12 protein-coding genes are annotated in these 11,399 nt (G+C 73.8%); 3 read left to right on the top strand and 9 right to left on the bottom strand.

The window, feature by feature from the left end; translation table 11 throughout:
• The 4 genes from ACZ7IF_RS14485 to ACZ7IF_RS14470 are packed head-to-tail and all read right to left on the bottom strand — an operon-like array spanning window position 1 to window position 4,198.
• Entirely contained in the window at window positions 1-672 is a 672-nt protein-coding gene (locus tag ACZ7IF_RS14485; RefSeq protein ID WP_470969533.1) for a response regulator, read from the bottom strand.
• Window positions 669-2,048: a sensor histidine kinase gene (locus ACZ7IF_RS14480; RefSeq protein WP_470969529.1), complete on the bottom strand. Its 1,380-nt coding sequence runs from the start codon at window positions 2,046-2,048 to the stop codon at window positions 669-671. The genes ACZ7IF_RS14485 and ACZ7IF_RS14480 overlap by 4 nt, the downstream gene beginning before the upstream one ends.
• 10 nt (window positions 2,049-2,058) lie before the next feature.
• Window positions 2,059-3,276: an acyltransferase family protein gene (locus tag ACZ7IF_RS14475; protein WP_470969525.1), complete on the bottom strand. Its 1,218-nt coding sequence runs from the start codon at window positions 3,274-3,276 to the stop codon at window positions 2,059-2,061.
• Complete coding sequence (locus tag ACZ7IF_RS14470) at window positions 3,269-4,198, bottom strand: alpha/beta hydrolase (RefSeq protein WP_470969521.1); 930 nt, start codon at window positions 4,196-4,198, stop codon at window positions 3,269-3,271. The genes ACZ7IF_RS14475 and ACZ7IF_RS14470 overlap by 8 nt, the downstream gene beginning before the upstream one ends.
• 288 nt (window positions 4,199-4,486) lie before the next feature.
• On the opposite strand from ACZ7IF_RS14470, the gene ACZ7IF_RS14465 reads away from it, so the two are divergent.
• Window positions 4,487-4,966 (top strand): HIT family protein, encoded by a 480-nt coding sequence (locus ACZ7IF_RS14465; protein WP_470969517.1) that lies wholly within the window; start codon window positions 4,487-4,489, stop codon window positions 4,964-4,966.
• A gap of 30 nt (window positions 4,967-4,996) precedes the next feature.
• Here ACZ7IF_RS14465 and ACZ7IF_RS14460 read toward each other — a convergent pair whose 3' ends face one another.
• From ACZ7IF_RS14460 to ACZ7IF_RS14440, 5 genes are all read right to left on the bottom strand, one after another.
• Window positions 4,997-5,632, bottom strand: a complete 636-nt coding sequence (locus ACZ7IF_RS14460) for a LysE family translocator (RefSeq protein WP_470969512.1) — start codon at window positions 5,630-5,632, stop codon at window positions 4,997-4,999.
• Between the two features lie 5 nt (window positions 5,633-5,637).
• Window positions 5,638-6,075, bottom strand: a complete 438-nt coding sequence (locus tag ACZ7IF_RS14455) for a nuclear transport factor 2 family protein (protein ID WP_470969509.1) — start codon at window positions 6,073-6,075, stop codon at window positions 5,638-5,640.
• Window positions 6,076-6,156: 81 nt separating this feature from the next.
• Window positions 6,157-7,773, bottom strand: a complete 1,617-nt coding sequence (locus ACZ7IF_RS14450) for a serine/threonine-protein kinase (RefSeq protein ID WP_470969504.1) — start codon at window positions 7,771-7,773, stop codon at window positions 6,157-6,159.
• 153 nt (window positions 7,774-7,926) lie between these two features.
• Window positions 7,927-8,403 carry a MarR family winged helix-turn-helix transcriptional regulator gene (locus tag ACZ7IF_RS14445; protein WP_470969501.1) on the bottom strand — a complete coding sequence of 159 codons (477 nt, stop codon included), beginning with the start codon at window positions 8,401-8,403 and terminating at the stop codon, window positions 7,927-7,929.
• A complete protein-coding gene (locus ACZ7IF_RS14440; protein WP_470969498.1) occupies window positions 8,396-9,025 on the bottom strand; it encodes a DJ-1/PfpI family protein in 630 nt (209 codons plus the stop codon). The genes ACZ7IF_RS14445 and ACZ7IF_RS14440 overlap by 8 nt, the downstream gene beginning before the upstream one ends.
• Before the next feature lie 164 nt (window positions 9,026-9,189).
• Between ACZ7IF_RS14440 and ACZ7IF_RS14435 the strand changes: the two genes are divergently transcribed.
• Both ACZ7IF_RS14435 and ACZ7IF_RS14430 read left to right on the top strand, forming a co-directional pair.
• Window positions 9,190-10,542, top strand: a complete 1,353-nt coding sequence (locus ACZ7IF_RS14435; protein ID WP_470969495.1) for an aminotransferase class III-fold pyridoxal phosphate-dependent enzyme — start codon at window positions 9,190-9,192, stop codon at window positions 10,540-10,542.
• Window positions 10,543-10,649: 107 nt separating this feature from the next.
• On the top strand, window positions 10,650-11,321 hold the full coding sequence (locus tag ACZ7IF_RS14430; RefSeq protein ID WP_470969492.1) for a GntR family transcriptional regulator: 672 nt from the start codon (window positions 10,650-10,652) through the stop codon (window positions 11,319-11,321).
• Window positions 11,322-11,399: the final 78 nt, after the last annotated feature.

Genomic DNA, 11,399 nt, shown 5'->3' with positions numbered 1-11,399 from the left:
TCAGTAGCCCGCCGGACGGACCAGACCCGTCTCGTAGGCGAACACCGCGGCCTGGGTCCGGTCCCGCAGGCCCAGCTTCACCAGGATCCGGCCCACATGGGTCTTCACCGTCTGCTCGGCCACCACCAGGTGCGCCGCGATCTCCCCGTTCGACAGGCCCTGGGCGATCAGCGACAGCACCTCGGTCTCCCGCTCCGTCAGCTCCTCGATCCGGGCCCTGGACGGCGCACGCGGAGCGCCCAGCCGCGAGAACTCGGTGATCAGGCGCTTCGTGATGTTCGGAGACAGCAGGGCCTCACCGGCCGCGACCACTCGCACGGCCTCGGCCAGCTGGTCCGCCGAGGCGTCCTTCAGCAGGAAGCCGGAAGCACCCGCGCGCAGCGCCTCGTACACGTATTCGTCCAGGTCGAAGGTGGTCAGCACCAGCACCTTCACCGCCGAGTCCGGCGTACCCGTGATGACGGAGGTGGCCTCGATGCCGCCCATCCCCGGCATGCGGATGTCCATCAGGACCACGTCCGGGGCGAGTTCGGTGACCTTCGCGACGGCATCCGCCCCGTCCACGGCCTGGCCGACCACCTCGATGTCGGGCTGGGCGTTCAGGAGCACGGTGAAGCCCTGCCGGACCATCATCTGGTCGTCGGCGATCATCACCCTGATCGGAGTGCTCATGCGTCCTTCTTCGTCTCGGCCGGGGTGGAACCGCCGGGCGGATCCATGGGCAGTACGGCGGTCACCTCGTACCCGCCACCGGGGCGGGGCCCGGCGGCCAGTTCACCACCCAGCATGCCTGCCCGCTCCCGCATGCCCAGCAGCCCGTGCCCCGTTCCGGGTGAGGGCGGGGCCGTGCGGGTCGGAGCGGAGTTGGCCACGCACAGGTGCAGCTCGCGCGGTCCGTAGGCGATGCCGACCTCCACACGTGAACCGGGCGCATGGCGCAGACAGTTGCTCAGCGCCTCCTGCACGATCCGGTACGCGGTGAGCTCCACCCCCGGGGTCAGCGGCCGCTGTATCCCCGCCACCTCGGTGGTGACGTCCAGCCCGGCACCGCGCACATTGTCCACGAGGCCGTCCAGTTCGGCGAGGGTGGGCTGCGGGTGATGCGGATTGGCCGGATCGTCGGGCTGCTCGGAGCGCAGCACCCCCAGCACACGGCGCAGCTCTGTCAGGGCCTCCAGGGCGTTCTCCCGGATGCCCGCCAGGTTCTCCTTCAGCTCTTCGGACGGGTTCTCCACCAGGTGCGGGGCGACCTGCGCCTGGATGGAGATCACCGACATGTGGTGGGCGACGACGTCGTGCAGCTCACGGGCGATCCGGCTGCGCTCCTCCAGCAGTGTCCGCCGGGCCCGCTCCTCCTCGGTGAGGGTCTCCTGGACGACCAGCTGGCCCCGGGCCAGGCGCACCGCGCGCCGCGCGTACCCGAGGAGTCCCGCGATGCCGAAGACGAGCGCGGAGGTGAAGAAGCTGGTCGTGCTCCCCACTGGCTTGAAGAACAGTTCGGCCAGGCCCGTGCAGGCTATGGGGATGCCGACGAGCGCGGCGGTGACCCGGGGCGGCACGCGCAGGGCGGCCAGCAGGATCACGGGGGCGAAGGCGAAGGCACCGCCCGGCATCCAGGGCCAGGCCTGGCCCTGCCACTGCTGGACATGGGCGGACCAGGCGCTGTACTCGGCGGGCACCCAGGGCCAGAACCCGCCCTCCCATTTCTGGATGCGCGTCGTCCAGGCGATCAGGCCCACCGCGAGCATGCCCAGCCACCAGGCGGCGATGGGACGGAACATCGCGAGCGCGACGGACCCCCCGGTCACGAGTGCCAGGACCAGCGCGGGGCCGCCCGTGACGTCGTAGTGGTCGTGCAGCTGCTGGTTGGTCAGGAAGGCGAAGAGGATGGCCAGGTACACGACCACCACGTGCGGCAGGCGGGCCAGCCAGCGCGGGCGGGACATCCGGGGGAGCGGGTCCCGGCGCAGGGTGAGCAGCGCGTGGGCCAGGCTGCTGGCACCGGGGGCACCGGTCGGTTCGGCCGGGGGGACGGGTCGCAGGGTCACACGGGCCAGCCTAGGCATGGGTGGTCTCCTTCAAGGGGGCGGGCCGGAGACGCGGGGAAAGCGCGGACCGCGACCCCGGACCGGTGCGGACGGTGCGCGGGGTCCGCCGGCCGCGCGGCCGCTCGTAGACGTGGAAGGCGGCCCAGCAGACGGCCAGGGCGGCCACGAACACCGGCATCCACAGGATCCGGGCGGCTATCCAGCCGGCCGTACCGGGCACGGTGTGCAGCCCGGGCAGGTCGGAGGAGACCAGCAGCCCCAGAGCGGTGACGGACATCATCGCGGTCTGGTGCCAGAGGAAGACCGTCATCGCGGACAGGTTCATCAGGGCCACCTTCGCCCAGGTACGGGGCCGGCGCATGGCCCGCGCCAGCGGCCCGCGCGCCAGCAGCGCCAGCCCGCACTGGGCCAGGCCGAAGGCGACGGCCGCCAGCGTCGGCGGGTTCAGGTTGGACACCGCCGCCCCCGGCACCCCCACCATCGACGCCGGGTACCCGCCCCACAGGACCAGCGCGGCCGCGCCGGCCGCACCCCCGCCCAGCAGGAGCAGGGCCGGACGGCGCCGGGCGAACGCCCCCCGCGCCCAGGCGGCGCCCAGGGTGTACGGGACGAGCCAGCCCGCGGCGACATTCACCCAGCCGATCCACTCGGGCCCGCCGAGGCCGAACCGCCACACGTCGACCCCCGCCACCACGAGCGCGGGCCACAGCGGGCTCAGCCGGGCCACCAGCGGGGTGGCGGCGGTCAGCGCGGCGAACACCAGCAGGAACCACAGCGGCGACCACACCAGCCGGAGCAGGGTCCGGACGGTGTCCGGCTCCGCGCCGCCCAGCAGCAGTCCGCCCGCCACGACCGCCCACAGCGCGAGCACCGCCGCCACCGGGCGGAACAGCCGCCCCAGCCGCAGCCGGACCCAGCTCCCGTACGAGACCCCGCGCGCCCGCGCCGACGCGTACCCCTGGGCCGCCATATGGCCGCCGACCAGGAAGAACACGGCCAGCGTCTGGAGCACCCAGGAGACCGGGGCCAGCCAGGGCATGTGGGCCAGCGGACTCACCCCGCGCAGACCGCCGTCGGTACTGGTCAGCGAGGTCACCAGCCAGTGCCCGAGCACGACTCCGAGGATCGCGAGGGCCCGCAGGGCGTCCACCGAGCGGTCCCGGTCCGCCGGGGTCGCTCCGTCGACGCGGCCGGCGAGGGCCGACCAGCGGGCGTGGAGCCTAAGCATGCGGGGCCTCCGCTCCGATGACGATGCGGGCCAGGCTGCCGAGGGACTCGGTGCCGGGCTTGAGGTAGTCGCTGTGCCCGGCGGAGCCGGCCGCGAAGGTCCGGGCGCCGAAGGCGGGATCCACGGGATCGGTGGCGAACCCGACCCCGCCGAGCCGGACATGGGGAACATTGCCGATCCAGTCGCCGGAACCCCGGCCGGCCCATACCCGGGCGGCGGTCGGCAAGTCCCCCGCTGTGGCCGCTCCCGTACCCGGACTGCCGTACAGGGCCATGTCGGTCACCTCCCGGCCGGTGCTGGTCCGGCCGCAGACCACCGAGCCGTACGAGTGGCAGAGCAGGGAGATCCGGGCGTCGGCCGGGGTGAGCTTCCGCAACCCGGAGAGGAACGGGCCGAGTTCGGCCGCGGCACGGTCGGCGCGGTCGGCGGTCAGGACGGTGGTGCTGACCGTGCCGGGGGTGTCGTAGCCGAGCCAGGCGACCACCGCGGAGCGCGGGTGCGCGGCCTGGAGCCGCTGCTGGAGGGAGAGCGCCCCTTCCCGGAAGCGCTGGTAGGTGTCCAGGTTCGTATCCGAGCCCGGAACCAGGACCGCGATCCGGTCCGCGCCGCCCAGATCGCCGAACACCTCTATGGCGCGGCCCTGGCCGCGGCCGTCGAAGGTGAGGAACTGGGCTCCGGGCCCCGCCATCGCCCGCAGTTTCGCGGCCCGGCCGGCGTGGCCCGAATCCTCGGCCGTCCGCGCCGCTCCGGCGATGCCGGCGAGGGCGGCGGCGTACCGGCTCTCCAGGGTCGCGGACCCGGAGACGGCCTCCGGGGCCGGCGCCGGGATCCGCGGGGACGCGGCGGCGGACACGGGGAGCACGACGGCCGCGGCGACGAGGCCGGCCAGCAGAGTGCGGCGGAGGCGGCTGCCAGTGCTCATGTCGGATTCCTCTTCCTGTCCTTCGGTCCGGCGGGCAGGCGCCCGCTCTGGTATCGAAGTTAGGAATCGGCACCCCTCGTCGGCGTCACGCTGCGGAGCGGGCTTCAGAGGTAGCTCTCAGGTATGACCACCGCTACCTGAGAGCCAGCCGGCAGCGGTTCTCCACCGGTTCACGAGCACGAGCACCGGCCGGGCACCGGGACGCGGCAGCATCCCGCCCGCGCCGCCTGCCGCCCGCCGCCCGGCACCGGCAAATCGGCCTCCGCCGCGCCCCGTTAGGGTCCGGGGATGGACGAGACCGACTGGCGACACGACCGCATCGGCAGCGCGCACCGGGGGCTGAACCCCACCGTCCTGCGCCGCCTCGACTCCGGATTCGCGGCCATCGGGGACCGGCAGTTCCTGCCCGGGTACTCGGTGCTGCTGACCGACGACCCCGCCGTGACCCGGCTCTCCGACCTGCCCCCGGCGCGCCGGATCGCCTACCTCACCGACCTGGAGCGGCTCGCCGAGGCCGTCGAGCGGGCCTGCGCCCGGCTCGACCCGGCCTTCCGCCGCGTGAACATCGAGATCCTCGGCAACACCGACCCGTACCTGCACGCCCACATCTGGCCCCGCTACGACTGGGAGCCCGAGGACCTCGTCCGGATGCCGGTCTGGCTCTACGAGGACGAGGAGTGCTGGCGCGGCGAACGCCACGCGCTCGCGCCCCGCCACGACGGGATAAGGGCCGCCGTCACCGAGGAGCTCGACCGCCTCCTCGCGTAGCCGGGGACGGCCCCGCCCCCTACCCGGGAGCTACGTCGCGGACGTGGCCACGCGCACCCCGAAGCCGATCAGGACGATGCCCGTGACCCGGTCCATCGTCCGGCGGACGCGCGGCCGCGTGAAGAAGCGCCGGGCGCGCGACAGGACGTAGACGTACGTGCTCAGCCAGGCCAGCGTCAGCAGCACGTGGACCAGGACGAGGAGCGCCATCCCCGCCGCCGGGCTCAGGCCAGGCGGCGCGAGGGTGGGCAGCAGGCCGGTGTAGAACACGGCGATCTTCGGGTTGAGGGCGTTGGCGACCAGGCCGGTGCGCCAGGCGCTGCCGCGGCCGGGCGCGGGACGGCTCCCCGCGTCACCGGCGGCGCCGTCCAGGGCGGGGCCGGCGCCCGGGCGGCGCAGGGACTGCGCGCCGAGGAAGCAGAGGTACGCCGCCCCCGCGAGCTTGACCACCAGGAACACCTCGGCCGAGGCGGCGAGCAGCGCCGCGAGCCCGGCCGCCGTCAGGGCGCCCCACAGCAGCAGCCCGACGGCGATCCCGCCGACGGTACGCAGTCCGTCGGCCCGTCCCCGTGAGACGGCCCGCCGGGTCACGACGGCCATGTCGGGGCCGGGTACGAGGGTCAGCAGGGCCAGGACGCCGGTCGCCGCGGCGAGTTGCGTGAGCACACGGCTCAGTCTGCCACCAGGGGTTCGACGTAAACGGCCCTCCAGCGGGGCGCAGGGTCCTGTCCAGGGCTGGTCCAGTACTCCCGGGCGCCGACGACCCGTCCGTCGCGCACCGTCCACAGCGATACGGCCCGGTAGAGGACGTGGTCCTCGGGTATCTCCACCTCGGTGACGACGAGGTCCCCGTCCGCGAGGATGCGCAGCACCTCGACGGAGCCGATGGACCGCTCGTAGGTGCCGTCCGGCCCGTCTGCGCCGCCGGACCCGTCGGCGGCGTCCCCCTCGTCACGGAGCACGGCGATGAAGTTGGCTCTGCCGACGATCCGCTCGCCGCTGACCGGCCATTCGATGACGGCGTCCTCGGCGACGAGCCCGGCCACGCCGTCCCAGTCGCGTTCCTCGATCCGCTCCCACAGTCGTGCCACTACCTTCAAGGGCTCCATGTGCCGCAGTGTGCGATGGGCTCCTCGTACGCAACAAGCTCTGTTTGCAGGCTTATTGACTTCGACACAAACGGCCGGTGACTACTCCCTGTAATACGTGAGAGGGGGACTGGCTCCCCCGCTCAGCTCGCGGAGCAGGCTTCCGTCGGGCAGCAGCCGCAGCCGGCTCCAGCCGCCCGGCGTGCAGGTGGGAGGGGTTCCGGAGATGACGGCGGAGGCGTCGAGTTCCACCGGGTCGGTCGCGCTGCGCAGGGAGGCCCGCCAGGAGCAGGAGTAGCCCGGGTGCTCGACGCGCAGGGTCATGACGGAGTCGCCGACGGCTCCGGGGGTGAGGGTCAGGTGCCAGTCGGCGGAGCCGGAGGCGGCCCGCCAGGTCCCGGCGTAGGACTGGGGGAGGCGGCCCGCCCGGGTCCCGCTTCCGGGGCTCGCGACGGCGGACCCCGAAGCGGAGCCGGATCCGGAACCCGGTGCGGAGGGGGCCGGGGCGGAGGTGCCGGGGGCCGTGACCGGGGGCCGGGGCGCGGAGTCCTTGCTCATCACCGCGTACACCGTGCCGCCCGCCGCTGCCGCGACGACGGCCGCCACCGCGACGAGCAGCGCCGTCGACACGGTCCCCGGGCGGGCCGGGGGGACCGCGGGCGGTGGCTCGTACGGGTGGACGGGCACCGGGTGGACGGCCACCGGGGGGCCGGCGGTGGCCGGCGCCGCGAGGGTGGCGGCGGGCGGCACGGGTGGGGGCGGGGGCGGGGCCGACGGCCGGGGGGTGTGCGCCGGGCCGGCGTCCTCGCGGTCGAGGAGCTGCGCGGCCTGCCGGCCCAGCTGGGCCACGAGCGGTGCCGGGAGCCAGGGTTCCAGCGCCCGGCCGTCGGCCACCGTGTCGCCCGCCCCCACCCGGGCCAGGACGGTCCCGGGGTCCGGCCGGGCGGCGGGGTCCTTGCGCAGGCAGTCCGCGACGAGCCCACGCAGTTCGGCCGGTACGCCGCCCAGGTCCGGTTGGGCTTCGACGATGCGCAGCAGCAGCCCGGCGGTCCCGCCGGGGTGTTCCGCGTCGCCGAACGGCAGCCGCCCCGTGGCCGCGTAGGCCAGGACGGCGCCGAGGCAGAAGACGTCGCAGGCCGGGGTGACCGGTCCGCCGCGCACCTGCTCGGGGGCCATGAAGCCGGGGGAGCCGACCAGTTGCCCGGTCCGGGTCAGCCCGCCGTCGGTCTCCTCCAGGGGGCGGGCGATGCCGAAGTCGATGACGCGGGGGCCGTCGATGGTGAGCAGTACGTTGGAGGGTTTCAGGTCGCGGTGGATCAGGCCGGCGCGGTGGATGTCCTGGAGGGCGTACGCGAGTCCGGCCGCGAGGATCCGCACCGTGCGGGCGGGCAGCGGGCCGAAGTCGCGGGCCACGGCCTGGCGCAGGCTCGGCCCGGCGACGTAGCCGGTGGCGAACCACGGGATCGCCGCCTCGGTGTCGGCGTCGAGGACGGGCGCGGTCCAGGCGCCGCCGACGCGCCGTGCGGCGGAGACCTCCTGGCGGAACCTGGAGCGGAACTCCTCGCGGAGGGCCAGGCCGGGGTGGACGAGCTTGACGGCCACGGCGCGGCCGCGGTCGGAGCGGGCGAGGTAGACCTGGCCCATGCCGCCGGCCCCGAGGCGGGACAGCAGGCGGTACGGGCCGATGTGGTGCGGGTCGGTGGGGTGGAGCTGCTCCATCGCCGGGTGGTCCCTTCCCCCTGGGGTGGCCGGACGGGGCGAGCGTAGTGCGGTGCGCTCCGCGGGGGGAGGGGAAGGGGGCCCTTGCCCCGGCCGGGCTGATTCCGGGGCCGGGGTGCGGTGTGGGCCGGGGCCGGCGCCGGCCCCTCCGTCTCAGGCCGGCTCCCCGCTCTCCGACGTGATGGCCGTCAAGGCCGCCGAGAGGCGGTCCAGGACGGCGACCGTCTCCGCGAAGCCGGCTTCGCCGAGCGCCTCCGTGAGGCGGGTCGCCAGTGCCGCGTGGCCCGGGTCGATGCGGGCGATCGCGGCGCGGCCCTCCTCCGTCGGGCGGAGCAGTTTCGCGCGGCGGTGGGCCGGGTTGGGGACGTACTCGGCGAGGCCCTGGGCGGCCAGCAGGTCCGCCACGCGCTGCACGCTCTGGCGGGTGATCCCCATGGTCCTGGCGATGCCCGCCACGGGCAGCGGCTCCGTCAGTACGGCGCCCAGTACCTGCCACCACGCGGCCGTCAGCCCCGCCGGGCGGGCCAGTTCCTCGGAGACGGAGAGGAACTGGCCGTTGAGGTGGAAGACGCCGAGCGCGGTGCGGCTGAGCAGGTCCTGCCGCTCCCGCCCGGACAGCGGATCAGGCATCGCCCGCCTCCGCCGCCGCCATCAGGACCGGGAACGCGCTCGCGTCGGAGTCGTGGAAGAGCCGGTACCACGCGTCGAGGACGTCCGGCTCGTAGACGCCGAGCCGGGCGAAGACCTCCCGGGCGAAGGCCACCGGTTCGGTCGGGCCCGCCGTGATGAGGTCGCCCGCCGTCACGGCGTCGGCCTCCGCGTACTGCCCGGCGCCCGCGTACCCGGGCTGCTCCGCGAGGTAGAAGGAGACCGCGCTGGTGTGCGGGCGGTCGTCCAGCAGGCCCTCCCTGGCCAGGCCCGCCGTGGCTCCGCAGATGGCCGCGACCGGCACCCCGGCGGCCAGGAACTCGCGGGCCTTGGCCGCGAACGGGGCCAGCTCGTCGCCGGAGTCCCAGAGCGCTGCGCCGGTCAGGATCAGCAGCGAGGAGTCCTCGGGACGCAGGTCGGCGAGGGACAGGTCGGGCAGGATCCGGAGCCCGCCCATCGTGGTCACCGGGGTGTCGGCGGCGAAGCCGACCGTACGGATCTCGTGGCCGCGCTGGGCGAGGTGCGCGGTGGTGTGTCCGGTCTCCCAGTCAGCCCACGTGTCGTAGACCGCGAGGTGGACGGGCTTGGCGGGGGTCTCGGTCATGGTGCTCGCCTCCAGTTGGCAGGACGAAAGCTATGGCAGAAGACTGTCATTTTGGGAGTGTGCTGTCAATGGTGGTGTCGGCAGACAGACTGCCGAGAGTGGCCCCCCACCCCCATACAGTCCGCCGATATCCCTTCCCACCTGCGCACTTCTAGCGTGACCGCATGACCCCTCATGTCACCGGCGCGACCGTCAAGGCCGCCGACCGCGCTCACGTCTTCCACTCGTGGTCCGCCCAGGCCCTGATCGACCCGCTGGCCGTCGCCGGGGCCGAGGGCTCGTACTTCTGGGACTACGACGGGAACCGCTTCCTCGACTTCTCCTCCCAGCTGGTCAACACCAACATCGGCCACCAGCACCCCAAGGTGGTCGCGGCCGTGCAGGAGCAGGCCGCCAGGCTCTGCACCCTCGCGCCCGGTTTCGCCGTCGACGTCCGCTCCGAGGCCGCACGCCTGATCGCCGAGCGCACCCCCGGCGACCTCGACAAGATCTTCTTCACCAACGGCGGCGCCGAGGCCGTGGAGAACGCCGTGCGCATGGCCCGGCTGCACACCGGCCGGCAGAAGGTGCTCTCCACCTACCGCTCGTACCACGGGGCCACCGCCGCCGCGATCAACCTGACCGGCGACCCGCGCCGCTGGCCCTCGGACACCGCCTCCGCCGGCGTCGTCCACTTCTGGGGCCCGTTCCTCTACCGCTCGCCCTTCCACGCGACCACCGAGGCCGAGGAGTGCGAGCGCGCCCTCGCCCACCTCGCCGACACGATCGCCTTCGAGGGCCCGCAGTCCATCGCCGCGATCATCCTGGAGTCGGTGCCCGGCACCGCCGGGATCATGACCCCGCCGCCCGGCTACCTGGCCGGCGTGCGCGAGCTGTGCGACCGCCACGGCATCGTCTTCATCCTCGACGAGGTCATGTCGGGCTTCGGGCGCACCGGCAAGTGGTTCGCCGCCGAGCACTGGGACGTCACCCCCGACCTGATCACCTTCGCCAAGGGCGTCAACAGCGGTTACGTGCCGCTCGGCGGCGTCGCCATCTCCGCCGCCATCGCCGAGACCTTCGCCACCCGCCCCTACCCGGGCGGGCTGACGTACTCCGGCCACCCCCTGGCCTGCGCCGCCGCCGTCGCGACGATCAACGCGATGGAGGAGGAGGGCATCGTCGAGAACGCCGCCCGCATCGGGGCCGAGGTGATCGCCCCCGGGCTGGCCGACCTCGCCGAGCGCCACCCCTCCGTCGGGGAGGTCCGCGGTCTCGGCGTCTTCTGGGCGCTGGAACTCGTACGCGACAAGGAGACGCGGGAGCCGCTCGTCCCGTACAACGCCGCGGGTGCCGACAACGCCCCTATGGCCGAATTCGCGGCGGCCTGCAAGGCGTCCGGGCTGTGGCCGTTCGTCAACATGAACCGGACGCACGTCGTCCCCCCGTGCACGGTCACGGAAGCCGAGGCCAAGGAAGGTCTGGCCCTCCTCGACGAGGCGCTGACGGTGGCCGACCGGCACACGGTCGGCGCCTGACGGTCCGGATAGCGGGCGTTATATCCGCATACCGGCCGTAGACCGCTCGGTTTCAGCCGCGCTGCCTGGCTAAGGTGTCCGAAGTTCTACGGAGGAGACGGACCCCTATGCCAGGCAGCCGGAGCGGAGGAGTCACCCGCAACACCCTTCGGCAGCAGATCGCGGACGCGCTGCGTGACGAGGTGCTCGCGGGGCGTCTACCGCCCGGGACCGAGTTCACGGTCAAGCAGATCGCCGAGCAGTACGAGGTCTCCGCGACCCCGGTGCGCGAGGCGCTGGTCGACCTCTCGGCGCAGGGGCTGCTGGAGTCGGTGCAGCACCGGGGCTTCCGGGTGCGGGTCTTCACCGTCGACGACTTCCGGGGAATGATCGAGGCCCGGACGCTGATACTCGACGGCATCTTCCGGCGGCTCGCCGAACGCGGCACCCCGCCCGGCACGGGTGAACTGCTGGTGTCCGTGCGCCGCCGCGCGGAGGAGGCGCGGCGGGCCGCGCGCAGCGGTTCGCTCGAAGTGCTGATCGGCTACGACCTGCGTTTCTGGCGGGAGCTCAGCGAGCTGGTCGGCAACACCTACATCTCGGATTTCCTGCACCGCATCCGCGTGCAGTGCTGGGTCTTCTCGGTTCCGCACCTCCAGGGGGCCCCGGAGCTGCGGGCCGCGCTGTGGGACGGGCACAACGAGCTGGTGGACGCGGTGACGCTGGCCGACGCCGACGAGGTGCGCCGCCTCGTGCGCGCGTACAACCAGCACGGGCTGGACTGGGCCGCGAGCCTCTGACGCCGCCGGTCTCCCCCGGCCGGGTTCTGCGCACCCCTTCGCGGAGCGTGTCCGGCGCACTACTCTGGCCCGATCGGC

This window comes from Streptomyces sp. NPDC037421 (genome assembly GCF_055602105.1).
The sequence above is the reverse complement of the archived record's forward strand: the minus strand, read 5'-3'. Positions and strand labels throughout refer to the sequence as shown.

Coding starts and splice junctions, on each gene's coding strand:
- ACZ7IF_RS14450 (WP_470969504.1), bottom strand. CDS start 7,773: ATGGAGCAGCTCCACCCCACCGACCCGCACCACATCGGCCCGTACCGC.
- ACZ7IF_RS14475 (WP_470969525.1), bottom strand. CDS start 3,276: ATGCTTAGGCTCCACGCCCGCTGGTCGGCCCTCGCCGGCCGCGTCGAC.
- ACZ7IF_RS14470 (WP_470969521.1), bottom strand. CDS start 4,198: ATGAGCACTGGCAGCCGCCTCCGCCGCACTCTGCTGGCCGGCCTCGTC.
- ACZ7IF_RS14445 (WP_470969501.1), bottom strand. CDS start 8,403: ATGCCTGATCCGCTGTCCGGGCGGGAGCGGCAGGACCTGCTCAGCCGC.
- ACZ7IF_RS14430 (WP_470969492.1), top strand. CDS start 10,650: ATGCCAGGCAGCCGGAGCGGAGGAGTCACCCGCAACACCCTTCGGCAG.
- ACZ7IF_RS14455 (WP_470969509.1), bottom strand. CDS start 6,075: ATGGAGCCCTTGAAGGTAGTGGCACGACTGTGGGAGCGGATCGAGGAA.
- ACZ7IF_RS14440 (WP_470969498.1), bottom strand. CDS start 9,025: ATGACCGAGACCCCCGCCAAGCCCGTCCACCTCGCGGTCTACGACACG.
- ACZ7IF_RS14485 (WP_470969533.1), bottom strand. CDS start 672: ATGAGCACTCCGATCAGGGTGATGATCGCCGACGACCAGATGATGGTC.
- ACZ7IF_RS14465 (WP_470969517.1), top strand. CDS start 4,487: ATGGACGAGACCGACTGGCGACACGACCGCATCGGCAGCGCGCACCGG.
- ACZ7IF_RS14435 (WP_470969495.1), top strand. CDS start 9,190: ATGACCCCTCATGTCACCGGCGCGACCGTCAAGGCCGCCGACCGCGCT.